Raw genomic sequence first — 25,592 nt, 5'->3', positions numbered from 1 at the left:
GAGTTGAGTCACGTTAACCCCTGTGCCGCGCCACCCGGGCATCGACCCGTACCCCCTTCAGCCGAACGCCAGTTGAACCTTGCCTGTCGCAAAGGATCAAGCGGGCCAAATGCCCCCGACCAAGGTCAACCGCGCGATATGTGACTCCGGTGCTTGTTCCCGACATGTGCTTTCGCATACGTTCCCGGCCTGTCCGGCGGACGCCGAATCCTGCCACCGCCCGGACCCCCACAACGAACCGACTCACTCACGCAGGGCAGGAGCGGGGGACCCAGGTAAGTCGCCGGTCCGCACAGCGGCACGGCTCGGGGTGAAGCCGCGCACGGCAGTACACCGCCGTACGCGGCCGGGCACCTCCCGGCCCGAACCCGACAGCTCACCTCGCAGGCGCCGGAGAGGAATTTCGCCATGGCCGGACGAGGCAAGCACCGTCGCCCCAGAACCAACCCGCTCTCCCGAGGTGTCGCCATCGCGGGCACCGGCGGAGCGGCACTCACCCTCCCGCTCCTCGGAGCCACCTACGCGAGCGCCGCCGAGGCGCCGCAGAGCGCACCCGCCGTCGCACAGTCCGTGCAGCGGGCCGCCCAGCCCAAGTCGCTCACGTACACCGTGGCCAAGGGCGACACCCTCTACCGCATCGCGGACAAGTACGACGTCGCGGGCGGCTGGAAGAAGCTCTACAAGGACAACCGCTCCGCCATCGGCGACAGCCCGAAGCTGATCCACCCGGGTCTGAAGCTGAAGGTGTCGACGACCAAGGCCGCCGCCGCCCCGAAGAAGGCGGCCAAGCCGGCCGCCGCGGCCAAGCCGGCCGGTGGCGTCGCCAAGGTCACCCAGGCCTCCGCCAAGACCTACGCCGACAACCTCGACGGTTGGATCCGCGAGGCGCTGGACATCATGGCGCAGAAGGGCATCCCGGGGTCGTACGACGGCATCCACCGCAACGTCATGCGCGAGTCGTCCGGCAACCCCCAGGCGATCAACAACTGGGACTCCAACGCGGTCAAGGGCACCCCGTCCAAGGGCCTGCTCCAGACCATCGACCCGACCTTCCAGGCCTACCACGTGGACGGCACGTCGTGGGACCCGTACGACCCGGTCGCCAACATCACGGCGGCCTGCAACTACGCGGCCGACCGCTACGGCTCGATCGACAACGTCAACGGCCCGTACTGATCCGCCCGGCCCAGCAGTCGCTCGAGGACGACGGCGATGCCGTCGTCCTCGTTCGACAGGGTGATCTCGTCGGCCACGGCCTTGAGTTCGGGATGGGCGTTCGCCATCGCGACGCCATGGGCGGCCCAGTCGAACATCGGGATGTCGTTGGGCATGTCACCGAAGGCGATGGTGTCCGCCGGCCGCAGCCCCAGATGCTCGGCCGCCAGCGCCAGGCCCGTCGCCTTGGTGACGCCGCACGGCTGGAGCTCTACCGTGCCGGGCCCCGACATCGTCACCGTCGCCAGTGAGCCGACCACCGAACGGGCCGTCGCCGCCAACTCGTCGTCCGTCAGGTAGGGATGGCGCAGCAGCACCTTGCTGATCGGCTCGCCCCACAGGTGGTCGCGCCGCTCGACCCGTACGGCCGGCAGGGTCGGGTGCGGCATCAGATAGCCCGGCTCGATGAGCGTGAGCCCGTCGACCCCGTCCTGGTCGACCGCGGCGTACACCTCCCCCACCTCGGCCTCGATCTTGCCGAGCGCGGTCTCCGCCAGTTCCCGGTCCAGGGTGATGGACCACAGCAGCCGGTCCGCGCCCGCGTCGTACACCTGCGCGCCCTGCCCGCACACCGCGAGCCCCGTGCAGCGGAGGTCGTCGAGGAGCGGTCGCACACGCGGCGCCGGCCGGCCCGTCACCACGAGGTGCTGCGCACCGGTGTCCACCACCCGCGCGAGTGCGGCGAGCGACCGGTCGGAGAGGGTGTCGTCGCCGCGCAGCAGCGTTCCGTCCAAGTCGGTGGCGATGAGTGAATATGCGATGGGTGCGGCCATGATCAGAGAATACGGACAGCGCGCCCGTTCGTTTCATCCCCCGGCGCACGCCGATTGCCCGGTTGAAGGCCTCTGTACCAGTTGGCAACAACATGGTCCGCTACCTACCGTCGGGGCCGTCTCGAGCGGTACCTTCCATGTGTCCAGGGGGGACTTGATCGGGGGGTCAGGTTGAGCAGTGGGCGCATTCGCGTGGCTGGGCCCGGGGAGCTCGGCGAAGGGGAGAAGGAGCGCTGGCGCGCACTGCGCGCTGCCTCCGAGGCACCGCGCAACCCCTTCATGGAACCGGAGTTCACCGAAGCCGTCGGCCTGGTGAGGCCGCGGGCACGGGTCGCGGTGGTGTACGAGGGTCTGGAGCCGGTCGGCTTCCTGCCCTACGAACGGGGCCCGTTGGGCCAGGGCCGGGCGATCGGGCTCGGCGTCTCGGACGCGCAGGGGGCGATCCTGCGGCCCGGCCTGGACCTGGACACGGTCCGGCTCCTCAAGGCCTGCTCGGTGTCGAGCTTCGCCTTCGACAACCTGGAGGCCGAGCAGCGGCTGTTCGTCCGGTACGCGGCCGAGGAGCACGCCACCTACGTCGTCGACGTGGAGAAGGGCTACGAGACGTACGAGTCGGTGCTGCGCGCCCAGTCGCCGAAGTTCCTGAAGACCACCCTGGCCAAGGAGCGCAAGCTGGGACGGCAGGCCGGCGAGACGCGGTTCGTGTTCGACGAACGCGACCCGGCCGCGCTGCGCACCCTCATGGAGTGGAAGTCGGCGCAGTACCGCAGGACGGGCCGGCAGGACCGCTTCGCACGGGAGTGGATCACCCGGCTCGTGGGACGGCTGGCCCGGACCCGGACACCGGAGTGCAACGGCACGCTGTCCGTGCTGTACGCCGGGGAGCGGCCCGTCGCCGCGCACTTCGGACTGCGCTCGGCATCCGTCCTGGCCTGCTGGTTCCCGGCCTACGACCCGGAGTTCGCGAAGTACTCGCCGGGTCTGGTGCTGCACCTGCGGATGGCCGAGGCGGCGGCCGCCGAGGGCATCGGCATGCTCGACCTGGGGCGGGGCGCGGCGGAGTACAAGGACGCGCTGAAGACGGGCGAACTGCCCGTGTACGAGGGTGCGGTGACGCGGCCGGGGGCGGGCGCGGCGCTGCACTGGCTGAGCCGCGAGCCGGCGCGCCGCGCGCACAGTTTCGTCCGGGGCAGGCCGCGGCTCGCGGCGCTGGCCGCGCGGACCCTGAAGGGCGCGGCCCGGCTGCGCCGTACCTGAGCACGAGTTCGTACCTGACACGAGTGGGGGGTGAGGGGCGCATGGCTCGTTCGTCGCGTGCGCGGGAGGAGATACGGCGGTTCCTGGACATCGGGGCGGTGCAGGTCGCTGAGCTGGATCTCGACGGCCTCGACGGTGACGAGGCCGTGCTCAGACCCGGGCCGGGGAGTCCGCCGGTGACGCACGGCGAGGTGTTCGTGCTGGTCCGCAGGGGTGGGCGGCCCGTGGGCACGCTGCTCGGGCGGGTGCCGGAGGGGGCGGACACGCGGGGGGTGCTGGCGGAGCGGGCGCGGGCGGAGTGTGCGCGAGCGGAATGTGCGCCCCTTTCTTCTCCTTCCGCGAGCGCGGACGCCGGTGCGCCCGGGGACGCGGGGTCTGCCGGGGAGCCTCCGTACGCCAGTGTCGTCGTCGCGACCCGGGAGCGGGCCGGGCAGCTGGCCCGCGCTCTGGACTCGCTGCTGGCGCAGGACCATCCACGGTTCGAGGTCGTCGTCGTCGACAACGCGCCCGTGACGGACGAGACGCGGGAGCTGGTCGAGCGGAAGTACGCCGAGCGCGTGCGGTACGTGTGCGAGCGGGTGCCCGGCCTCGCGGTCGCGCACAACGCGGGCCTCGCGGCCGTCCAGGGCGAGGTGGTCGCCTTCACCGACGACGACGTGGTCGCCGACCCGCGCTGGCTGACCGAGCTGACCACGCCCTTCGCCGCCGACGCCGGACTCGGCTGCACCACCGGGCTGATCCTGCCCGCGCGGCTGACGACCCCGGCCCAGGTGCTGCTGGAGAGCCACGGCGGCTTCGCGAAAGGCTTCACTCCAAGGACGTACGACCCGGCGCGTCCGCCGGTCGACGAACCGCTGTTCCCGTTCACGGCGGGGCGGTTCGGCTCCGGCGCCAACATGGCGTTCCGTACGGCGGTGCTGCGTTCCGTCGGCGGTTTCGACCCGGCCACCGGTGCCGGTACGGCCGCCCGGGGCGGCGACGACCTCTACGGCTTCGTCCGTGTCCTGGCCCAGGGGCACCGGCTGCGCTACACGCCGTCCGCGCTGGTGTGGCACCACCACCGGGAGACCTGGCGGGACCTGGAGACCCAGGCGTACGGCTACGGCGCCGGGCTCACCGCCTATCTGACCGCGGTGCTGGTGAACCGGCCCGCGCTGCTGCCGGCGTTCCTCGCGCGGCTGCCCCGCGGCCTCGCCCACGCCCGGACGCTGACGGCCGTACGCGAGACGGACGGGGGCGGGGCGCCGGGTGACCACGACGTGCGGACGCATCCCTGGCCACGGCGGCTGTCGCGGTTGCAGCGCAGGGGGATGCTGTACGGGCCCGTCGGCTATGTGCGGGCGCGGCGGGCGCTGCGCGCGACGGTCGGCGCGAAGGTTCGGGGGACGCTTCGGGGGGCGAGATGAGGACGTCGGCACGTACGCGTGGTGAGGGACCGATATCGCCCTCGGGCACTCCGGCCATCCCCGTCTTCCTGTACCACGCGGTGATGGACGACCCGCCTGGCTGGATCGCCGAGTTCACGGTCACGCCGAAGCAGTTCGCGGCCCACCTCGACGCCTTGGCGGACAGCGGCCGTACGCCCGTCACGATCAGCGCGATCGCCGACCACCTGGCCGGGCGGGCGCCGCTGCCGCCCCGGCCCGTGCTGCTCACCTTCGACGACGGCTTCGCCGATCTGCCCGGCCCGACCGCCGAGACGCTGGCCGGCCGCGGGCTGCCCGCCACCGCCTATCTCACCACCGGCGCCATCGCCCCGGGCGGCCGCAGTCTGCTGCCGCCCGCCCCGATGATGACCCTGGACCGGGCGGCGGAGCTGGAACGTTCCGGCATGGAGATCGGCAGCCACACGGTCAGCCACGCGCAGCTCGACACCCTGTCCGGCAAGGACCTGGCGTACGAACTGCGCACGTCGAAGGCCGTGCTGGAGGACGCCCTCGGGCACGAGGTCCGCCACCTCGCCTATCCGCACGGCTACAACAGCCCGCGGGTGCGGGCCATGTCGGCCCGGGCCGGCTACGAGACGGCGACCGCCGTACGGCACGCGCTCAGCTCCGACCACGACGAGCGGTACCGCATCGCACGGCTCATCGTCCGGCGAACGCACACCGTCGCCGATGTCGAGGACTGGCTGGCGGGGACGGGTGCGCGGGTCGCGCCGTACCGCGACGGGCCGAAGACGATCGGGTGGCGGTGGTACCGGCGGGCCCGTGCCGTCGTGCACGGGCCCGAGTTCGCGGGCTGACCCCGCTGACCGTGGGCTATTTGAGCGGCTGGTTCAGGTACGGGTCGGCGGCCGCCTTGCGCAGGCTGTCCCAGGCCGCGTCGTTGGCCAGCGCCAGGTTGCAGTGCGGTCCGGGGTCGCGGTAGTTCCACTGGAGGGCCGCCTTGACGCCTTCCAGGCCCTTCAGCACCCCGGGCACCTGGGCGTACCACTCGGCCTGCCGCTGCGGGCGGGCCGAGTCCTCGGCGGTTCCGAACTCGGAGAGCATCAGCGGCTTGTCGTCGGAGATGTTCTCGCGGATCCAGTCGTGCGCGGCGTTCTGGGTCTGCGCGAAGCTCATCCAGCCCGCCTTGTGGCAGCGGTAGTAGTTGTACTGGTTGTAGCCGATCCAGTCGACGTACTGGTCGCCGGGATACATCCGCTTCATCTCGTCGGCGTGGTCGAGATAGCCGGTGGTGATCCACGTCCACACCACGTTGTCGACGCCCAGCTCGCGGAACCGGTCGTGGATGTGCCGGTACGCCTTCACGTAGTCGGCGGGGGTGCCGTTGTCCGGGGTGCGGGTGTCCATCTCCAGGTCGAAGGAGAGGAAGACCTTCTTGCCGTACTCCTTGACGCGCCGGGCCTGGACGTCGATGACCTTGTCGTCCAGCTCGCCGGACGCGATCTGCTTCCAGGTCGGCTGCTGCTTCTTCGTGCCGCCCCACCACTTGCTCTCCCAGGACAGCAGCAGCAGGCGGTCCTCGCCGACGCGCCGTTCCTCCGGGGTGAGCAACTGGCCCTCACGGCGGGTGCCCTGGGGCAGCGACATGTCGTGGTACGTGTACACGATGTCCAGCTCGCGGCCCACGCGCTGCTCGTAGGCGCGCACCTTCTCGGGCAGGTCGCCCCGCTCATGCGGTACGAACGCGCCGAACCAGGCGCCGCAGGGCGGTTCCAGGAGGGCCGTGGGACGGCAGTCCGCCTTGGCGCCGGCGCCCTGGGGGTCCGGTCCGGAGGCGTCCCGGAGGGCGAGGGCGCCGACCAGGACCGCGCTGACGACCGTCGCGGACGTGATCAGCAGACGGCGCCGGCCCGATGCGAACGGGCCGGCGGCCGGCCGCTCCCCGGTCGTCGTGTTCGGGTCGCGGCGAAAGGGGCGGTGGGATCGGCGGGGGCGGTCGGACCGGTGGGGACGGTTGAACCTCACTGAGCGGAACCCTTCGGTGTACTCGGCGTCGTCCTCGCCGCTGTGCTCGACTGCGGGGAGGCGCGCAGCGGCGGACAGAACGCGGCGAGCGTGGTCAGCAGAGTCAGCGTCAGCAGCACCCGCTGCGCGCTGAAGGTGTGCGTGGCGATCAGCACGGTCGCGGCGAGCATCACGGCACCGATGCTCATGAACAGCACCAGCATCAGCCGCTCCAGCAGGTCGGAGTGGCGTGCGAAGTCCGGGTCCCGGCGCTCCACGGGCCCTTCGGCGGGCCGCGCCCCCAGTGCGGGGGCGCAGACTCTGACCATCGCCGCGCCCGGGCCGGCCGCCAGGAAGAGGACGACCGCTGCGCCCCGCAGCGGCGATCCGCCGGGCAGGGCGAGCGCGGCGAGCGCGAGCCAGCCGCCGAACGGCGGCAGCATCCGGACCACGAGTTCCTGCGGTGTCATCGCTCCGCTCCCTCGGACTGCTTCAGTACGTAGAGCCATCCGGCGCTGTTCTGCGCCACGAGCCGGAACCGCGGTGAGGCGGCGACGGACTTCCGGACGCGGTCCAGCTGCGCCTTCGTGAGCTGGCCGTTCATCTCGGAGTTGGCCAACTGCCCCTGGGTGAGCAGGAAGTAGGCCCGGGCCGGCCGCTCCACCCCGGCCATGTCACTGGCGAGGGTGGCGGCCGGTTTCTGGACGATCCGGTCGACGTGACCGCGGGCGTCGTCGAGGAACCAGTAGTGGTCGACGCTCCAGTAGGAGTCGTACGCGAGCGGGTAGTTGCGGTTGGCGGCCACGACGAGCGAGCCTTCGGGCGCCTGGTCGAACAGCTGCCGTACGAGGTCCACCTCCTGCGGCGGGAAGTAATTGATCCGGTCCTTGCCGGAGTAGGCCGGGACGAACGCCAGGGTTCCGCCGAGCAGCGCGGCCAGCGGCAGCCAGACGCCGAGCATGCCTTTGGGGGAGGCGGTCTGCCGGCCGCCGGCTTCCCGGGCGGCGGCGTCGGCGGCCAGGGTGCGGACCTTGGGCAGCAGCGCGGCGGCGGCGAAGAACGCGGCGCCGGGCAGCATGAAGAGCAGCACCCGGAAGATCATCTCGCTGCCGTAGCTGCTGGCCGCGAACATCGGCAGCGGGGCCGCGGCGATCAGCAGCAGCGGCCGGGCCCGGTGCCGCAGCACCCGTTGGCGCAGCACGCCGAGCGCCGCGAGCAGCAGGACGGAACCGGACAGCAGCCGGGCCGCCCAGGAGGTCGCGATCGCTCCGGTGCCGGTCGGGGTGGCGCCGTACCCCGTCTCGACGTTGGCGCCGACGTCGCCGACCGAGCGGATCATGTCCGGCATCGCGGCGGACAGGAAGGGCAGCGCCGCCGTGAGACACCAGGCCAGGAAGATCACGACGGTCGTGGCCACCGGGACCCAGTCGCGGTAGCGGCGGCTGAGGCACAGGGCGAGCAGGCAGACGACCAGCATGCCCGGGGTGAGCTGGTGGGAGATGACGATCGCCACGAGCATGACGGTGATCACCACCGTCCACACGGCCTGCCGGGGCTGCCCGCGCCGCACCGCGGACCGGCCGAAGCGGCGCAGGACCACGGCCAGGACGCCGACATGCAGCGCGTAGGCCACGGACTGGGGCGAGAAGTAGTCCTGCCCGACCCAGTTGGCGACGCAGAAGAGCCAGACCGCGGTCCAGATCAGCCGCCGGTCCTCGGTGAAGGTGCGGTAGATCAGCAGCAGCGGGAGCAGCAGCATCAGACTGGAGGCCAGGGGCCACCAGGCCATGAACATCGCCGCCGAGTCCACGCCCAGCAGCCGCACCAGGGCGGCCTGGGCGGCGAAGAAGCCCGGCCACTGGTCGTACACCGCCATGTCGCCGACCTGGTCGGCCGTTTGCAGGCCGCCGGCCGTCAGCAGATGGTCGATGACCGCCTCGTGCTTCCACGCCCAGGCGTACAGCGGGGTCGGGTAGACCACGGCCTGGGTGGCCCGCTCCATCACCAGCAGCCCGAGAACGTACGCGGCCGCCCAGCCGCCCCGCCGGCGCGGATCGCGGACGGTGAACCAGAAGCCGGTGGTGAGCACCGCGAGGCCCGCCCAGAAGGTGGGGTGCAGCGCGGTGACCAGGCCGTAGTCGTCGAGCCGCGAGACGTCGGTGTGCCGCACGGCGTACACCCAGAGGGCGAGCGCGGCGAACAGCGGCACGCCGGGCCAGGCGAGGGCGCGGCGCCCGGGCCAGACGGGAGGCAGATCGGACAGGTCCGTCACGGGCTCATGGGCGGGGCTCGACGACTCCGAGGAAGTGGAGCTGGAGGACTGGCTGGAGGTCTCGGGGTGGGGAGCCGACGAGTCCGCTTGGTCCCGGGCGGGTGTGGGTTCTGGCGTGGATCTCTCCCGTGGAGTTGCTGGCGGACGCACGGTGGTTCCCCCCTGGCGATTCGGCTCTGTTCGACTCTGTTCGGCGCTGGATCGTGTCTGTTCGACGCTGGATCGTGATCAGTCGCTGGGCCGGCCGCGCGGTGGTCCGTCGGCCGTTCGGTTGGATCTGGAGCGGGAGCGCGTCCACGCCGACGCGGCGCGGCGGAGCAGCAGGAGCAGGACGAGGGCGGCGAGCAGGGGCGGCGCGACGGGTGCGAGCGCGTCGCGCCACACCCAGCCGCCGACCGCGACGAGATACAGAACCCCCCAGCGCCCCGGCCACGTCAGCCGCCCGCCCGCGCTCGCGAGCAGCAGCCACAGCGGCACGAGGCACAGCAGCTGGCAGACCGGCGGCGCCCAGCGCAGCAGCGGCTCGGGCCCTTCGAGCCCCAGTGTGTCCGCGAGGAAGCCGGCCGTCTTCTCGTACAACGCCCCGTCCACCGGCCGCGGTTCCCGACCGAGGGCGACCGGTGCGGTGTACAGGGCGAGCAGGGCCGCGTACAGCGCCGTGCCGGGCAGCCACGGGTCGCGCCGGGCGCACAGCGTGAGCGCGGCGACGAACACCACGAGCAGCAGACCCCCCGAGGTGAGCGACGGCAGCGGCAGCCCCTCCAGCAGCTGACGTCCGGTCAGTGCCGCTTCGGAGGGGTCGTCGAGCCAGGGCAGGTCGCGCAGCGGCGCCAGGAAGAAGACGGTGGCGACACCGAGCAGGCTCCAGAGGGCGCCTCTGAGCCGCCGTTCCTGCGGCTCCTGGTCGGTGAGCGGTTGTCCGGGGTCGTGCGGTGGTTCTCCGGACTCGTGAGAAAGCTCCCGGGGTGGCCCCTCCGGCCGCACGATCAGCGCCAGGGTGTCCGCCTGGAGCGCCTCGCGTTCGTACCCCGGTCGGCCGATGAACAGCGTGACCGTGTCCTGGTCACCGCCCTGGCCGCCGTCCTTGGGCTGGTACGCGGCCCGGCGCGCCCAGGTCGTGCCGTATCCGGCGGTGGCGTTGAGTTTGGCCCAGCGGGTGCCGTAGGAGGGGTCGTCGGGGGTACGGACGGGAGGCGCGCCGTCGTTGTGACGCAGTGCCGCGCGCAGCCCGACCGAGGAGACGACGGCGATCAGCGTCATGCTCAGCAGCACCGCCCAGCCGGCGCCCGCGATCCCCGCCGGGGTGAACAGCACGGCCGCGCTGCCCAGCACCAGGACGCACATGGCGCCTTGGAGCGCGGCCAGCACACCCGTACGCCCCTGGACGCGCAGTACGCCGATGTACAGCTCCACCACGACCCGCGGCAGCGCGCCGAGGGCGAGCAGCCGCAGCACGGTCGAGCCGTGCTCGGCGTAGTCCGGGCTGAAGGGCGTGAGGATGTACGGGGCGAAGAGGACCAGCACCAGCACGACCGGGACCAGCAGCAGCGTCATGCGCCGCAGGGCGCCCCGGACACCGTCGGCGAGTTGGCGCGGGTCGTGCGAGGCGTGCGCGGTGAGGGACGAGGCCATGTTGATGGCCATGAACTCCATGGTGCCGCCGACGGTGTACGCCACGTAGAAGTAGCCGTTCTCCGCGGCGCTGAAGCGGACCGCGACCATCACCGGCAGCAGGTTGATCATGGCCAGGCTGAACAGCGCGCCCAGTGAGTCCCCGGCCAGGAAGCGGCCCATGTCGCGGAGTCTCGGTGGCTCCTTCTCGCGGTCGTGTGCCGCTTGGCCGGGGATGAGCCTGCGGAAGATCAGCCAGCCAAGCGGCAGGGTGGAGAAGGCGATCGCCGCCGCCCAGGAGACGAAGATGCCGAGGACGGGCAGCGTGCCGGCGAATACGGCGAGCAGGGCCAGTTTCCCGACCGAGAACACCGCGTTCCCGGCCGGCACCCACTCCGCCTTGCGCAGTCCGGTGAGCACACCGTCCTGGAGGGTGAGCAGCGCCCAGGCCACGCACGCCGCGACGAACACCGCCCCCGCCATGGGGGTGCCCAGGGGGGCGTACGACGCTCCCCAGGCGTCGAGTGTGAGCAGGAAGACGGCGGCGGCCAGCGCCACGACCAGCGAACTGGCCGCGTACGTGCCCCACACCAGGCGCCCGGTCTCCCGTCCCGCGCGCGGGACGAAGCGCACGACGGCCCCGATCATCGTCGTCGCGGTGATGCTGGCGAGCAGCCGCATCGCGGCGATCGCGGCGGAGCCCTGGCCGACGGCCTCCTCGGAGTAGTAGCGGGCGGCCACCAGCCAGAATCCCAGCCCCAGCACGGCGGACACGCCGGTGCTGAGCATGAGGAAGTAGGCGTTCTTGAACAGCGAGTCGTGCGTGTGTTCGCTGTCGGCAGGCCGTGGCCCGCCCCCGTCCGCGCGCGTGGGGGCGGGCTCGTGCACCTGGATCTCAGTCACGGGACTACCCCAGCCCTCCCGGTGTCGGCCTGCTCCCGGGCAGCTCCCCCGGTGCTTCGACCGGTTGTGCCCCGGACCGCTCCAGCACCTCGACGGCCGTCCGCGCCCGCAGCGGATCCACGGGCAGCGCGTGCCGCGCGAACCAGCGGGCCGCCTCGGGGGCCGGTGAGGGGTCGGTGAACTCCGCTCCGGCGTAGTCGTCCAGAGGCGGGTCGTAGAGGTAGCCGACGATGATGCCCCGTCGCGCCAGTGCCACGATCGCCGCGTCCCGGTCCGCCACGAACAGCGGGACGCGGAACAGCGGCTGGGTGCCGTACGCGTCGCGCGGCTTGGCCCAAGGCGTGGACAGCAGCAGTTCCGTGCCCGCCCGGCAGGCGTCGAGCACGTCGTCGAGCCGGTCGAGCTTGCGCCCGATGCGCCGCAGCCGCAACAGGCCGGACTCCTGGCGGTAGTCGTGCATGTCGACCCGCACCCAAGGGTGGTGGGCCTCGAGCCCGGGCGCCCGGCGCTCGGCCTGGGCGAGTTCGTCCGGGCGCAGCGGCATCCGGATCTCCTCGCGGTCCGCGAGGCCCAGCAGCCGGATCGCGGCCCAGGCGGCGCGCCGCAGCCGCAGCCCGCGCACCGTCGCCTCGGCGAACGGCCGGACGGCGTAAGCCAGTTCGGAACTCGCCCGGCGCGGTTCGAGCAGCCCCGCGCAGGTCTTCTCCACCGCCTCCCGCAGCCCCGGATCGGCGAGCGAGAGCATGCCTCCGGCCTTGGCGCCCACATGCTTGGACAGGCTGAACGCGGATGCCTCCCCCCACGCCCCGACCGGCCGGTCCCCCACCCTGCTGCCGATGGCGTGCGCCGCGTCCTCGAACAGCGGGATCCCGAGCGCGTCGCACTTCCGCCTGAGGCGCGGCGCCGGGTCCGGGTTCCCGTACAGGTTCGTCGTGAGCACGGCCGACACCGAGCGCCAGGTTTCCTCGGGCACGGCGTCGACGTCGATGGACGCGTCGAGCGGGTTCAGCGGCGCCTGCACAGGGCGCAGTCCGGCCGCGAGCACGACGAAGAAGATCACGTCGTCGTTGACCGGCGACATCAGCACCCGTCCGCCGGGCGGGCACCAGTGGCGCAGCGCCACGTACAGCCCGAAACGGCACGACGGTACATACACACATTCCCGGCCGAGCCGGACGCGCATGGCCTCTTCCAGCCGCTTCGGCTGTGGACCACGCCGCACCGAGCCCGGACCGGCCTCCCCTATGGCCATCCGCCCCCCTGGTGTGCCATGGGAACGCCCCCTCCCCGAGGCCTTCCGGCACCCGCCCAGAGTCGCCCCGTTCGCACCGCTCCGTCAAGATTGCGTCGCGTCCTGTGGATAACTTCCGGCACGTACGAAAGTGTCGCCTCCTCCGCCCCGTCCGAGTCGCACCGAGCGGTCACCCCCACACCCACCTGCCCCGTTCGCCCGGATCCGCCTCCTCGGACTCTGCCCATGACCGGCGTGCCACCCGTAACGTGTGGCACGACCACGAACACGTGGCGACGACATGGCACACCCGAAAGCGAGGCAGCACCCGATGCCCCCCTTCGATGTCCCCGAGGGCGACCCCTTCGGCCCGCACAATCTGCCGTACGGCGTGTTCTCCCTCCCCGGCTCGTCCCACCGGTCCGTGGGGGTCCGGCTCGGCGACCATGTGCTGGACGCCGGTGCCGCGGCCCACGCGCTCGGCTCCCCGTACGCCGCCCTGCTCGCCCGGCCGACCCTCAACCCGCTGCTGGCCGCGGGGCGCACGGCCTGGTCGGACGTGCGCCGGGCGCTGACCGCCTGGGTGACCGTGCCGTCCCACCGCGAGACCGTCGAACCGCTGTTCCACCCCCTGTCCTCGGTGACCCTGCACCTGCCCTTCGAGGTCGCGGACTACGTCGACTTCTACGCCTCCGAGAACCACGCCCGGAACGTCGGCCAGATCTTCCGCCCCGACGCCGAGGACTCCCTCACCCCCAACTGGAAGCATCTGCCGATCGGCTACCACGGCCGCTCCGGCACGGTCGTCGTCTCCGGCACGGACGTCGTACGCCCCTCGGGCCAGCGCAAGGCGCCCGCCGACGCCGCTCCCGTCTTCGGACCGTCCGTCCGCCTGGACATCGAGGCGGAGGTCGGCTTCGTGGTCGGCGCGCCGTCCCGGATGGGCGAGCCGGTGTCCCTCGACGGCTTCCGCGAGCACGTCTTCGGCCTCTGCCTCCTCAACGACTGGTCCGCGCGCGACATCCAGGCCTGGGAGTACGTCCCCCTCGGCCCGTTCCTCGGCAAGTCCTTCGCCACGTCGGTGTCGGCGTGGATCACCCCGCTGGACGCCCTGGAGGACGCCCGGGTGGCCCCGCCGGCCCGGACGCACGAGCTGTTGCCGTACCTGGACGACAGCGACGAGGAACCCGGCGGCTACGACCTGCGGATCAGCGTCGCCGTCAACGGCCACGTCGTCTCCGAGCCGCCCTTCTCCACCATGTACTGGACGGCCGCCCAGCAGCTGGCCCACATGACGGTGAACGGCGCCTCCCTGCGCACAGGCGACCTGTACGGCTCGGGCACGGTGAGCGGCCCATCGGACCGGGAGCGGGGCTCGCTGCTGGAGCTGACCTGGAACGGCCGCGACCCCCTCGAACTCCCGGACGGCAAGCGGGCGTTCCTGGAGGACGGCGACGTGGTGACCCTCTCGGCCTGGGCCCCGGGGCCGGACGGTGTGCGGGTGGGGCTCGGCGAGGTGACGGGGCGGGTGACACCGGGACCGGAGTGAGCCCTCGCGGCAGGGGCGAGTCCGGCCGACAGTCGCCCCTCCCGGCTCCTCCGATGGTGTTCGACTCCTGACTCACACCGCCCGGCCCGTCATACTGGGCGTCGGGCGGTGCGTCCGCCCGCGCGCGTTGCACGGCGCTTTCGGCGAGCACTTCGGCCGTGGCACCGGCGCGCACAGCAGCCGCTCTTCCTCGCATCACCCGTAGCCGCCCCTCTTCCGACCAGGAACCGGAGCCCGTGGCAATGACCGTCTGCCTGCTCCTGCTGAGTGTTGTCGCCGTGACGGCCGCCGTGCCCGTGCCCCGGGCGCTGACCCGGTCCGCGTGGCCCGAGCGGGAACCGGTGGTCGCGCTGTGGGTGTGGCAGTGCCTGGTCGCCACCGTCCTGCTGTGCTGCGTGACGGCTCTCGCGCTGGGTGCCGCCGCCGTGTTCGGCACGGTCCGCGCCCAGCTCTTCGCCCCGGCGCCGCCCGCCGTGACCGCGGCGTACGACCTCTCCACCGCCCCGCCGTGGGCCGCCACCCTCACCCTGCTGCTGGCCTGCGGCGCCGCCTGGACGACCGCGATGCTCGCGCGCGAACTCGTCGAGGCCCGCCGGCGCCGCGCCCAGGCCCGAGCCCATCTACGCGAACGCGCCCCCGACCTGCCGGCCGGCCTGCCCGCCGCCCGCGGTCCCCTGCTGGTACTCGAGGACGAGTACCCCGACGCCTGGTGGATGCCCGGCAGTCCCTCCCAGCTGATCGTCACCACGGGCGCCCTGCACCGTCTCACCGGCCACCAGCTCGACGCCGTCCTCACCCACGAGCGCGGCCACGCCCGCGCCCGCCACGACTGGCTGCTGCACCTGTCCACGGCTCTGGCCACCGGCTTCCCCCGCATCCCCCTGTTCGCCCACTTCTGCGACCAGACCCACCGCCTGGTCGAACTGGCCGCCGACGACACCGCTTCCCGCCGCTGCGGCCACCTGACCACCGCACTGGCCCTGATCGAGCTCAACCAGCACCGCGGCGTCCTGTCCTGCGCCTCCAGCCACCGACTGCTGGGCGAACGGGTCGACCGGCTCCTGGAACCGCCGCCCCGGCTGGGCCGCAGGCACCGGGCCCTGACGACCACCACGGCCGCGCTCGTACCGCTGCTGCCCCTGCTGATCGCGTTCGCCCCGGGCCTCACGGCACTGTCGTAGCCGTACCGGCCGGGAGCCGACCCGGTGGATCTGTCCACGGAACGGCCCGAGCCGTGGTGGCGGATCTCCCCACGGGCCCGCCGAAGCCGCAGCTCAACAGTCGAACCGGTCACATTCCCGGTGGCGCAACACTCCCGCAACACTACTTTTCCTATCGGATAGGTATGGTCCGAGCCATGCCCATCGACCGCAGCCGAGACCACGCCGGACCGGGAGCCGCGACCACCGTCGCCGCCCACCGCGCGCGGCGACGGCTGCGCGCCGACCGGGCCCGGCAACTGGCGGACCTGCTCCGCCAGCAGACGCTCACCGGCGCCTTCCCCGGCGGCACTCTCCCTCACGAGTCGACCCTCGCCGCCGACTACGGCGCCAGCCGCAACACGGTCCGCGAGGCGCTCGACCTGCTGCGGGCCGAGGGCCTCGTGGAGCGCCGGCCCGGCGTCGGCACCGTGGTCGTGGCCCACAAGTACCCCCACGGTCTCGACCGCCTGATGGGCCTCGCGGAAACCCTCCGCGAACACGGCCGGGTCACCAACGAGGTCCGCACCATGGGCCCCGCCCCGGCACCCGCGCCGGTCGCCGAACGCCTCCACCTCGCGCCCGGCACCGACGTCCTCTACATCGAACGCCTGCGCCGTCTCAACGGCCTCCCCCTGTCCCTCGACCTCACCTACGTCCCGCTCGACATCGGCACCGAACTGCTCGGCGCCGACCTGGAGAACACCGACGTCTTCCGCCTCCTGGAAGCCGTCACCGGCCGGCCCCTCGGCCACGCCGAGATCACCCTGGAAGCGGTCAGCGCGGACACCCACTCGGCCGCCGTGCTCGAGGCCCCGCGCGGCACCGCCGTCCTCATGCTGGAACGCCTCACCCACCTCGCGGACGGCCGCCCGGTCGACCTGGAGTTCATCCGCTTCCGCGGCGACCGCATCACCATGAGCGGCCTGCTGCACCGGACTCGGTAACCGCCCCTCTCGCGCAGATCCCTGGAGACAGCCATGCCCTTGGCGCCCCAGCGGGCCGACGTGCCCGTGACCATCGACGAGTCGAAGTGCATCGACGGCTGCACGCTCTGTGTGGACATGTGCCCGCTGGACTCCCTCGCCATCGACGAGAGCAACGGCAAGGCGTACATGCATGTCGACGAGTGCTGGTACTGCGGCCCGTGCGCGGCCCGATGCCCCACCGGAGCCGTCACGGTCAACATGCCCTATCTGCTCCGGTGAGAGGCCCGAACCGCCATGTCCCGAACCAGCACGTCCCGAACCACACCGAAACGCACAGCGGTCGCGGTGTCCGCCGTCGTCCTCCTGCTCCCGCTCAGCGCCTGCGGCGGTGACGCCGAGGCCGGCAGCGGCTCCACGGTCACCGTCACCGTCGGCTACCAATCCAGGACGATCAACACCGTCACGGCGGGCACCCTGCTCCGCTCCCTCGGCTACTTCGAGAAGCAGCTCAACGCCCGCCACGACGGCATCACGTACAAGGTGAACTGGCAGGACTACGCCACCGGCGCCCCCATCACCGCCCAGATGACCGCCGGGAAGATCGACATCGGCTCGATGGGCGACTTCCCGCTGCTCATCAACGCCGCCCGCGGCAAGCAGCTGAACAGCCCCACCCGCCTGGTCTCGGTCACCGGCTACAACCTCCGCGGCGGCCTCAACACCATCGTCACCGCACCCGGTTCCCAGCTCGCCACCCTGAAGGACCTGAAGGGCAAGAAGGTCTCCACGAGCGTCGGCTCGGCCGCCGACGGCACCCTCGTACGAGCCCTGCAGCGCGCCGGCATCGACCCGGACAGCGGCATCGAGAAGCTCAACCAGCAGCCCTCCGTCGGCGCCTCGGCTCTCACCGCGGGCAGCGCGGACGCGCTGTCCCAGTTCGTCGCCTGGCCGGGCCTGCTCGCCTACCAGGGCAAGGCGAAGGCCCTGTACGACGGTGCCCGGCTGAATCTGCCCACCTTCCACGGTGTCACCGCCCGCGAGGACTTCGCCAAGGAGCGGCCCGCCGTGCTGGACGCGTTCCTGAAGGCGCAGGCGCAGGCGACGGACTATCTGAACGACCACCCGGTGGACGCCGCCGAGAAGGTCGCGAAGGCGACCGGCCTTCCCGCCGAGGTCGTCTACCTCTACAACGGCGCTCACGGCATCGCCACCTTCGACCCGGCGATCAAGCCCCAGCTCGTCTCCGCCCTGAAGAAGGACGTCTCGATCCTCAAGTCGGCCAAGCTCACCGGCGACGTGGACGTCGACTCCTTCGTCGACGACCAGTACGTGAAGAAGGCCCTCGGCCAGGCGGCGTACGCCAAGCAACTCGCCACGAAGCCCGCGCCGGCCGCGAGCGAGGCCTGGCCCAAGGGCGCCTCGAAGACCGTCACCTTCACCTCCCCCTCTCAGCTGCTGAATTACGTGGCCGGGCACCGCGACGCCGTCCGCGCCGCCTACGTCCCCGACACCACCACCGGCACCCAGTGGTTCGCCGACAAGGCCGTATGGGTGGCCGACGGCTCCAAACTGCTGCCCTTCGTCGCACCCGAGACCGCGCAGGCGTACATCGCCGGGCACAGCGGGGCGCGGGTCGTCTCCTACGCCGATGCTCTGGAGCAGGCGTCGTGAGGCGTTATGCGCTCCGCGTGGCCTCCCTGGCCGTCGCCCTCGGCCTGTGGCAGACGCTGACCAGCCTGAACGTCGACCTGTGGCTGCGCTTCTCGCAGTTCCCGACGGTCACCGACGTGGCCCGGGCCTTCGCCGCCCGGCTGTCCGGTCCTGACTACTGGACGGACCTGACCGACAGCCTCACCCGGATCCTCACCGGCTTCCTGCTGGCCGCCGTCCTGGGCGTCGCCACGGGCGTGCTGGTGGCGCGCTCGCGGCTCGCCGAGGACCTGCTCGGCCCGGTGCTGGAGGTGATCCGCCCGATCCCGGCCATCGCGCTCGTCCCCGTGGCGATCCTGCTCTTCCCCTCCAACGAACAGGGCATCGTCTTCATCACCTGCACCGCCGCCTTCTTCCCGGTCCTGGTCTCCACCCGGCACGCGGTGCGCGCCCTGACCCCCATGTGGGAGGAGGCGGTGCGCACCATGGGCGGCGGCCGGTGGCGGATCCTCGGCTCCGTCGTCCTGCCGGGCGCGCTGCCCGGCGTGTTCGGCGGCCTGTCCGTCGGCATCGGCGTGTCCTGGATCTGCGTGATCTCCGCCGAGATGATCTCCGGCCAGTACGGGGTGGGCTACCGCACCTGGCAGGACTACACCGTCGTCGACTACCCGGGTGTGTTCGTCGGCATGGTCACCATCGGCGTGCTCGGCTGGCTCACCTCCACCGCCGTGGAACTGCTGGGCCGCCGCCTCACCCGCTGGCTGCCCCGCACCGCCTACGTCCCGGGCGCCCGGCCGCCCAGGCCCGCCCGGTCCTCCCGGTTCTCCCGGCCCTCCCGGTTCGCGAAGGTCACGCCGGCCGCACCCGCCGCCGCGTCGAGCGGACCCGTATCCGGGGGCCCTGCATCCGGGGGCCCCGCATCCGAGGAGGCACGCGATGAGCACCTCGTCTGACACCGTCCCGAACACCGCGCCCGAGGCCGTCCGGGACGCCTCGCCCGAGCCCGATGCCACCGCGACGCCGGTGCGCGGCACCCGGCTCACCTTGTCGGGCGCCTCCCTCGGCCGCCCCGGCGCACCCGCCCTGGACGACGTCGGCCTGGACATCGCCCCCGGCGAGATCCTCACCGTCGTCGGCCCGTCCGGCTGCGGCAAGTCGACCCTCCTGCGCACCCTGGCCGGCCTGCTGCCACCGCTCTCCGGGGAGATCACCCAGGACGGGCACCCGCTGACCGGCCCCGCGGCCGACCGCGCCCTGGTCTTCCAGGAGGACGCCCTCCTCCCCTGGCGCAGCCTGCGCGCCAACGTCGAACTGCCCCTCGCCATCAGCGGCGTCTCCCGCGCCGAGCGCCGGGAACAGGCCCAGGCCTGGCTGGAGCGGGTCGGACTCGGCACGCGGGCACGGCAGTTGCCGCACCGGGTCTCCGGCGGGCAGCGCCAGCGCGTCCAGCTGGCCCGCGCCCTGGCCGCACGCCCCCGCGCCGTCCTGATGGACGAGCCGTTCGGCGCGCTCGACGCCCAGACCCGGGCGGGCATGCAGGACCTTCTGGTGGAGGTGCTGCACGGCACGGGCGCGACCGTCGTCTTCGTCACCCACGACGTGGACGAGGCCCTCTTCCTCGGTGACCGTGTCGCCCTGCTCGGCGCGGGCGGCCTCGTCGCCGTACGGGACATCCCCCGCCCGCGCGACCGGGGCGCACACGACGACCCCGCTCGCGTGGCCCTGCGGCGCGACGTCCTCACCTCGCTCGGTACGTGAAAGGCACCCCGGTGACCACCTCCGTGACCCCCCCTGCGGACACCTCCCTGGCCGTCCCGTCCCTCGCCGACGCCGAGGAACTGACCTGCGACGTCCTCGTCATCGGCGGCGGCACCGCCGGCACCATGGCGGCACTGACCGCCGCCGAGCACGGCGCGAACGTGCTGCTGCTGGAGAAGGCCCACGTCCGCCACTCCGGCGCGCTCGCCATGGGCATGGACGGCGTCAACAACGCGGTCATCCCGGGCCGCGCCGAACCCGACGACTACGTCGCCGAGATCACCCGCGCCAACGACGGCATCGTCGACCAGTCCACCGTCCGCCAGACCGCCACCCGCGGCTTCGGCATGGTGCAGCGGCTGGAGTCGTACGGCGTGAAGTTCGAGAAGGACGAGCACGGCGACTACGCGGTCCGCCAGGTCCACCGCTCCGGCTCCTACGTGCTGCCGATGCCGGAGGGCAAGGACGTCAAGAAGGTCCTGTACCGGCAGCTGCGGCGGCGCGAGATGCGGGAGAGGATCCGCATCGAGAACCGGGTGATGCCGGTGCGTGTCCTCACCGCCGAGGGGCGCGCCGTCGGCGCGGCGGGCTTCAACACCCGCACCGGGCAGTTCGTCCAGGTCCGCGCGGGCGCGGTGATCCTCGCCACCGGCGCCTGCGGCCGCCTCGGCCTGCCCGCCTCCGGCTACCTGTACGGCACCTACGAGAACCCCACCAACGCGGGCGACGGCTACGCCATGGCCTACCACGCGGGCGCCGAGCTCACCGGCATCGAGTGCTTCCAGATCAACCCGCTGATCAAGGACTACAACGGCCCGGCCTGCGCCTATGTCGCGAACCCCTTCGGCGGCTACCAGGTCAACCGGCACGGCGAGCGCTTCGTCGACTCCGACTACTGGTCGGGCCAGATGATGGCCGAGTTCGCGGCGGAGGTCGCCTCCGACCGGGGCCCGGTCTACCTGAAACTGAGCCACCTCCCCGAGGAGTCGGTCTCGGCCCTGGAGACGATCCTCCACTCCACCGAACGCCCGACCCGCGGCACCTTCCACTCCGGCCGCGGCCACGACTACCGCACCCACGACATCGAGATGCACATCTCCGAGATCGGCCTGTGCGGCGGCCACTCCGCCTCCGGCGTCCGGGTGGACGACCAGGCCCGTACGACCGTGCCCCGGCTGTACGCGGCCGGCGACCTGGCCTGTGTGCCGCACAACTACATGATCGGCGCGTTCGTGTACGGCGACCTCGCGGGTGCGGACGCGTCCCAGTACGCGGCATACGAAGGGGAGTTGCCTTCCGAGCAGCTCCGGGAGGCGCACGAGCTGATCTACCGCCCGCTGCGCAACCCCGACGGCCCGCCGCAGCCCCAGGTCGAGTACAAGCTGCGCCGCTTCGTGAACGACTACGTGGCCCCGCCGAAGTCCGGCGCCCGGCTGTCGCTGGCCCTGGAGTCGTTCGAGCGGATGCACGCCGACATCGCCGAGATGGGCGCCCACACCGCGCACGAACTGATGCGCTGCGCGGAGGTCACCTTCATCCGCGACTGCGCGGAGATGGCCGCCCGGTCCTCCCTGGCCCGCACGGAGTCCCGCTGGGGCCTCTACCACGACCGCCTCGACCACCCCCGGCGCGACGACGCGTCCTGGTTCCACCACCTCGATCTGCACAAGTCCCCCTCTGGTGCGATGGAGTTCACGGCCCGTCCCGTGGCTCCCTATCTCGTTCCGGTCGACGGCTTCACCCCTGTGGGCGGACCCTCCCGGCTGATCGGCGAGGTCCACGCCGAGGACGTGGCGATGGCGGGGCCGCGGGATGTGGCTCCGGTGGCGGCCCAGGTGGGGGCTGCCGGGGCTGAGCAGGCGCAACGGCCCGCGCCGTCCTCGTCCCCCGCTCCCGCCCCCGAGCAGTCCTCCGCCCGCCTCCTCGAACTCGTCGCCCTGGCCGATGAGGAGCCCGAACTCGACGCCCTTCAGCCCTACCTGACCGACCCCGCGCCCGCCGTCCGGCGCGAGGCGGTCGCCGTACTCACCGAGACGCTGCCACCGGGAACGGGCCGCGCCCTCGCCGCCGCCCTGCGCGACACCGCCGCCGAGGTACGGGCGGCAGCGGCCGCGTCACTTCGGGAGCTCGTCGAGACGCTCCCGCCCGAGCCCGACCTGCGCGACGGCCTCGCCGCCGCCCTGGCCGAACCCGACGCGGTGGTCCGCGCCGCCGCGCTGGACATCCTGCGTGCCCTGCGCCTCGGGGACGCCGTCCTGTTCTCGCAGGCCGTGGCCGACGCCGACATCGCCGTCCGTATCGAGGCCGTACGCGCGCTGGTGTCGGTCGACGCCGCCGAGGAACTGGCCCGTGCGGCGGTCGACGACCCGTCCCGCGAGGTCCGGGTGGCGATCGCCAAGGGGCTGGCCACGGTGAGTGCCGAGCGACTGTCCGGCAGCCTTCCGGCCGGCTCCGATTCCGCCGCCGGCTCGATCGAAGCGGCCCTCACCGGCCTCCTCGACGACCCCGACGCCCTGGTGCGTGCGGCGGCCTACGGAGCACTGGGCACCACCGGCTGCCCGGCGCCCCTCACCACGCGTGCCGTGGCCGCCCTGTCCGAGCCGGCCTGGCAGGTACGGGCCGGAGCCGCCACGGCCCTGTCCGTCGCCGACCCGGAGGTGGCGGTCCCCGCCCTCGCCAAGGCCCTCGCGGACGCCAACGCCGATGTCCGCAAGGCGGCCGTCCTGGCACTGACCCGGCACCGCACCGCCGAGGAGGCCCGCGCGGCCCTCGCCACGGCGACGACGGACTCCGACGCGGACGTCAGGGCGTACGCGGCACGGGCGCTGTGACCGGTCCTTCCCCCGAAGCTATGTGACCCGGCCGGAGCCCGGCCTCATATCCAGTCGGGTTCCGGCTCCGTCATCTCGGGCCAGTCGTCCGGCTCACCCACCTGCCGGCCGGGCGCCTGGGCCGGAGCCCGGTCGGGCACCTGGTCCGGGGCCGAGGTGGGCACCTGGTCCGGGGCCGAGGCGGGCTGCCCGCCCAGTGACGCGAGGACCTCCAGCACGCCCTCCCCGTACGTCGCGAGCTTCTTCTCGCCCACCCCGCCGATCGCACCGAGCTCGGCCACCGACGCCGGCCACACCGTGGCGATCTCCCGCAGCGTGGCGTCGTGGAAGATGACGTAGGCCGGTACGCCCTGTTCGCGTGCCTGCTCGGCCCGCCAGGCGCGCAGCGCCTCGAAGGCCGGCACCAGTGCCTCGGGGAGCTCGGCGGCGGCCGCCTTGCCCTTGCGCTCGCCCCGCGCGGAGCCGGAGGCCGACGAGGACCCCGACCGGGAGGTCACCGGCTTCTTCGGCTCCTTGCGCAGCGGCACGTCCTGCTCCCGCCGCAGCACCGTCCCACTGCCGTCGGTCAGCACCAGCGTGCCGTACTCGCCCTCCACGGCGAGGAGCCCCTGGGCGAGCAGCTGCCGGACGACGCCGCGCCATTCGGCCTCGGTCAGCTCCTCGCCGATGCCGAACACCGACAGCTGGTCGTGGTCGAACTGGATCACCTTGCCGGTCCGCTTGCCCAGCAGGATGTCGACGATCTGCACCGCGCCGAACTTCTGCCCACGCTCGCGCTGCAGCCGCACCACCGTCGACAGCACCTTCTGCGCCGCGACCGTGCCGTCCCAGGTCTCCGGCGGGGTGAGGCAGGTGTCGCAGTTGCCGCAGCCGGCCGGGTCCGGGTCCTGGCCGAAGTAGGCGAGGAGCTGGCCCCGGCGGCACTGGACGGTCTCGCACAGCGCCAGCATCGAGTCCAGATGGGACTGGGCCCGCCGCCGGAAGGCCTCGTCGCCCTCGCCGGACTGGATCAGCTTGCGCTGCTGTATGACGTCGTTGAGTCCGTAGGCCATCCAGGCCGTCGACGGCAGCCCGTCACGGCCGGCCCGGCCGGTCTCCTGGTAGTAGCCCTCGACCGACTTGGGCAGATCGAGGTGGGCGACGAAGCGGACGTCCGGCTTGTCGATGCCCATGCCGAAGGCGATGGTCGCGACCACGACCAGGCCGTCCTCCCGCAGGAAGCGGGACTGGTGGGCCGCGCGGGTGCCCGCGTCCAGGCCCGCGTGGTACGGCACCGCCTCGACGCCGTTGCGGCTGAGGAACTCGGCGGTCTTCTCGACGGAGTTGCGCGACAGGCAGTAGACGATGCCCGCGTCGCCCGCGTGCTCCTCGCGAAGGAAGCTCAGCAGCTGCTTCTTGGGGTCCGCCTTCGGCACGACCCGGTACTGGATGTTGGGCCGGTCGAAGCTCGCCACGAAGTGGCGGGCCGCCGGCATGTTCAGCCGCTCGGTGATCTCCTGGTGCGTGGCACGCGTGGCCGTCGCGGTGAGCGCGATCCGCGGCACGTCCGGCCAGCGCTCGCCGAGCAGCGAGAGCGTCAGGTAGTCGGGCCGGAAGTCGTGGCCCCACTGGGAGACGCAGTGCGCCTCGTCGATCGCGAACACGGAGATCTTGCCGCGCGAGAGCAGATCGAGCGTGTTCTCCAGCCGCAGCCGCTCCGGCGCCAGGTACAACAGGTCCAGCTCGCCCGCGAGGAACTCGGCCTCCACCACCCGCCGCTCGTCGAAGTCCTGCGTGGAGTTGACGAACCCGGCCCGCACGCCGAGCGCCCGCAGCGCGTCGACCTGGTCCTGCATCAGGGCGATGAGCGGGGAGACGACGATCCCCGTGCCAGGCCTGACCAGGGCCGGCACCTGGTAGCACAGGGACTTTCCGGCGCCGGTCGGCATGAGCACGACGGAGTCACCGCCCGCGACCACGTGCTCGATGACCGCTTCCTGCTCGCCCCGGAAGGCCTCGTACCCGAAGACCCGGTGCAGCGTGGCCAGCGCCTCGCTCTGCGTCACTGCCATCTCGGCGATACCGCCTGTCCCACCCATCGTCGTGCCCCCCGTACGTCGTCCCTCGACCACTGCGTCCACGATAGAGGTCAGCACCGACAAGGCCGGAGTTATCCACAGGTCACCCCCACCCGTCCCAGTCAAGGACACGATCGTCGTTCACACGTTCGCGGGAGACCCGCCCGATTCCGGCGGATAGTCTGAATGCACCGGCGAGACTCCGTCCCCTGGGAGCACCGATGAGCGTCGCACCGAAGGCGTCCACGCCCAGCTGGCCGACCCCGCCGGAAGGCGGCTGGACCGCCGACGACCTGGACCGCCTCCCGAATCTGCCTCCGCACACGGAACTGATCGACGGGAGCCTCGTCTTCGTGGGTCCGCGGACTCTTTTCCACTCACGCGCTGTCGACTTCTTCAATTGGCAGCTCCAGTCTCTGGCCCCGTCGGAATTCGAGGTCATTCGCGAGTTCACCATCGACATCGACCGCCAGAACCGGCCCGAGCCGAATGTGATCGTGGTGCGCGAGGACGTGGTGGAGGACCCCCAGCAGACCCGGTATCCGGCGGAATCCGTCCTTCTTGCCATCGAGGTCGTCTCGCCGGACTCCGTCTCCCGTGACCGCGAGACCAAGCCGCTGAAGTACGCCAGGGCCGGCATCCCCCACTACTGGCGCGTGGAGAACGAGAAGGGCCTCGCCGCCGTGCACGCGTTCGAGCTGGAGCCCACCACCGGCGCGTACACCAGCATCGGCGTCGTCCGTGAGCGGATCAAGGTGAGTGCCCCGTTCCCCGTGGATCTGGATCTCACCGGCATCAAGGCACGCCGCAAGGGCGGCGAATAGCCACCAGGCACCGAAAGCGGGGGGGGGGGGGGGGGAAAAGGGGGGGGGGGGGGGGGGGCCCCCCGAAAAAAGCAACGAGAGAACCCAAAAACACCACCAACCCCCCCCACCCCGAGAAAAACGAGGGGGCCACCCAAACAA

At 72.3% G+C, this 25,592-nt stretch carries 20 protein-coding genes and 1 riboswitch; of the genes, 13 read left to right on the top strand and 7 right to left on the bottom strand.

Translation table 11 applies throughout. The annotated features are described in order from the left end of the window. Positions 1 to 230: 230 nt before the first annotated feature. Positions 231 to 405, top strand: a riboswitch (cyclic di-AMP (ydaO/yuaA leader). Positions 406 to 408: 3 nt separating this feature from the next. Beyond that, on the top strand, positions 409 to 1,176 hold the full coding sequence (locus tag ACZ6I3_RS34565) for a transglycosylase SLT domain-containing protein (protein WP_469420114.1): 768 nt from the start codon (positions 409 to 411) through the stop codon (positions 1,174 to 1,176). On the opposite strand, the gene ACZ6I3_RS34560 is transcribed toward ACZ6I3_RS34565, so the two are convergent. Beyond that, positions 1,140 to 1,988 carry an HAD family hydrolase gene (locus ACZ6I3_RS34560; protein WP_469420113.1) on the bottom strand — a complete coding sequence of 283 codons (849 nt, stop codon included), beginning with the start codon at positions 1,986 to 1,988 and terminating at the stop codon, positions 1,140 to 1,142. The two genes, ACZ6I3_RS34565 and ACZ6I3_RS34560, sit on opposite strands and share 37 nt — an antisense overlap. Before the next feature lie 186 nt (positions 1,989 to 2,174). On the opposite strand from ACZ6I3_RS34560, the gene ACZ6I3_RS34555 reads away from it, so the two are divergent. The 3 genes from ACZ6I3_RS34555 to ACZ6I3_RS34545 all read left to right on the top strand — a co-directional run bounded on the left by ACZ6I3_RS34555 (position 2,175) and on the right by ACZ6I3_RS34545 (position 5,490). Next, entirely contained in the window at positions 2,175 to 3,245 is a 1,071-nt protein-coding gene (locus ACZ6I3_RS34555) for a GNAT family N-acetyltransferase (RefSeq protein ID WP_469420211.1), read from the top strand. Positions 3,246 to 3,286: 41 nt separating this feature from the next. Beyond that, positions 3,287 to 4,651: a glycosyltransferase gene (locus ACZ6I3_RS34550; protein ID WP_469420112.1), complete on the top strand. Its 1,365-nt coding sequence runs from the start codon at positions 3,287 to 3,289 to the stop codon at positions 4,649 to 4,651. A gap of 83 nt (positions 4,652 to 4,734) precedes the next feature. After that, entirely contained in the window at positions 4,735 to 5,490 is a 756-nt protein-coding gene (locus ACZ6I3_RS34545) for a polysaccharide deacetylase family protein (RefSeq protein ID WP_469420111.1), read from the top strand. A 16-nt stretch (positions 5,491 to 5,506) separates the two neighbouring features. Here the strand turns inward: ACZ6I3_RS34545 and ACZ6I3_RS34540 are convergent, their stop codons facing one another. From ACZ6I3_RS34540 to ACZ6I3_RS34520, 5 genes are all read right to left on the bottom strand, one after another. Beyond that, positions 5,507 to 6,658, bottom strand: coding sequence for a glycosyl hydrolase (locus tag ACZ6I3_RS34540; RefSeq protein ID WP_469420110.1), 1,152 nt, complete (start codon positions 6,656 to 6,658; stop codon positions 5,507 to 5,509). After that, the gene (locus tag ACZ6I3_RS34535) at positions 6,655 to 7,107 is read right to left on the bottom strand and encodes a hypothetical protein (protein ID WP_469420108.1); all 453 of its coding nucleotides are present in this window, start codon (positions 7,105 to 7,107) and stop codon (positions 6,655 to 6,657) included. The genes ACZ6I3_RS34540 and ACZ6I3_RS34535 overlap by 4 nt, the downstream gene beginning before the upstream one ends. Next, on the bottom strand, positions 7,104 to 8,909 hold the full coding sequence (locus tag ACZ6I3_RS34530; protein WP_469420106.1) for a glycosyltransferase: 1,806 nt from the start codon (positions 8,907 to 8,909) through the stop codon (positions 7,104 to 7,106). Before ACZ6I3_RS34530 ends, ACZ6I3_RS34535 begins: the two co-directional genes overlap by 4 nt. Positions 8,910 to 9,137: 228 nt before the next feature. Beyond that, on the bottom strand, positions 9,138 to 11,423 hold the full coding sequence (locus tag ACZ6I3_RS34525; protein WP_469420105.1) for a lipopolysaccharide biosynthesis protein: 2,286 nt from the start codon (positions 11,421 to 11,423) through the stop codon (positions 9,138 to 9,140). A 4-nt stretch (positions 11,424 to 11,427) separates the two neighbouring features. After that, a complete protein-coding gene (locus tag ACZ6I3_RS34520; protein WP_469420104.1) occupies positions 11,428 to 12,675 on the bottom strand; it encodes a DegT/DnrJ/EryC1/StrS family aminotransferase in 1,248 nt (415 codons plus the stop codon). A gap of 310 nt (positions 12,676 to 12,985) precedes the next feature. Here ACZ6I3_RS34520 and fahA point away from each other — a divergent pair, with 310 nt between their 5' ends. The 8 genes from fahA to ACZ6I3_RS34480 all read left to right on the top strand — a co-directional run bounded on the left by fahA (position 12,986) and on the right by ACZ6I3_RS34480 (position 22,570). After that, the gene (gene fahA, locus ACZ6I3_RS34515) at positions 12,986 to 14,203 is read left to right on the top strand and encodes a fumarylacetoacetase (RefSeq protein WP_469420102.1); all 1,218 of its coding nucleotides are present in this window, start codon (positions 12,986 to 12,988) and stop codon (positions 14,201 to 14,203) included. A 242-nt stretch (positions 14,204 to 14,445) separates the two neighbouring features. Then, positions 14,446 to 15,384: a M56 family metallopeptidase gene (locus tag ACZ6I3_RS34510; protein WP_184591929.1), complete on the top strand. Its 939-nt coding sequence runs from the start codon at positions 14,446 to 14,448 to the stop codon at positions 15,382 to 15,384. Positions 15,385 to 15,548: 164 nt separating this feature from the next. Continuing rightward, positions 15,549 to 16,349, top strand: coding sequence for a GntR family transcriptional regulator (locus ACZ6I3_RS34505; RefSeq protein WP_469420101.1), 801 nt, complete (start codon positions 15,549 to 15,551; stop codon positions 16,347 to 16,349). 33 nt (positions 16,350 to 16,382) lie between these two features. After that, positions 16,383 to 16,610 (top strand): 4Fe-4S dicluster domain-containing protein, encoded by a 228-nt coding sequence (locus ACZ6I3_RS34500; protein WP_010986276.1) that lies wholly within the window; start codon positions 16,383 to 16,385, stop codon positions 16,608 to 16,610. A 15-nt stretch (positions 16,611 to 16,625) separates the two neighbouring features. Then, positions 16,626 to 18,002, top strand: coding sequence for an ABC transporter substrate-binding protein (locus ACZ6I3_RS34495; RefSeq protein ID WP_469420100.1), 1,377 nt, complete (start codon positions 16,626 to 16,628; stop codon positions 18,000 to 18,002). After that, the gene (locus ACZ6I3_RS34490) at positions 17,999 to 18,934 is read left to right on the top strand and encodes an ABC transporter permease (protein ID WP_469420098.1); all 936 of its coding nucleotides are present in this window, start codon (positions 17,999 to 18,001) and stop codon (positions 18,932 to 18,934) included. The genes ACZ6I3_RS34495 and ACZ6I3_RS34490 overlap by 4 nt, the downstream gene beginning before the upstream one ends. Further along, entirely contained in the window at positions 18,918 to 19,739 is an 822-nt protein-coding gene (locus ACZ6I3_RS34485; RefSeq protein ID WP_469420096.1) for an ABC transporter ATP-binding protein, read from the top strand. The genes ACZ6I3_RS34490 and ACZ6I3_RS34485 overlap by 17 nt, the downstream gene beginning before the upstream one ends. A gap of 11 nt (positions 19,740 to 19,750) precedes the next feature. Continuing rightward, positions 19,751 to 22,570 (top strand): fumarate reductase/succinate dehydrogenase flavoprotein subunit, encoded by a 2,820-nt coding sequence (locus ACZ6I3_RS34480; RefSeq protein ID WP_469420094.1) that lies wholly within the window; start codon positions 19,751 to 19,753, stop codon positions 22,568 to 22,570. Between the two features lie 44 nt (positions 22,571 to 22,614). Here the strand turns inward: ACZ6I3_RS34480 and recQ are convergent, their stop codons facing one another. After that, positions 22,615 to 24,648, bottom strand: coding sequence for a DNA helicase RecQ (recQ, locus tag ACZ6I3_RS34475; protein WP_469420093.1), 2,034 nt, complete (start codon positions 24,646 to 24,648; stop codon positions 22,615 to 22,617). 200 nt (positions 24,649 to 24,848) lie between these two features. Between recQ and ACZ6I3_RS34470 the strand changes: the two genes are divergently transcribed. Continuing rightward, positions 24,849 to 25,451 carry a Uma2 family endonuclease gene (locus ACZ6I3_RS34470; protein WP_469420091.1) on the top strand — a complete coding sequence of 201 codons (603 nt, stop codon included), beginning with the start codon at positions 24,849 to 24,851 and terminating at the stop codon, positions 25,449 to 25,451. The last annotated feature ends 141 nt before the right edge of the window (positions 25,452 to 25,592 follow it).

It is taken from the genome of Streptomyces sp. NPDC041940 (assembly GCF_055589465.1).
Note: the sequence above shows the minus strand (reverse complement) of the source record. Positions and strands in the feature narration are given on the sequence as shown.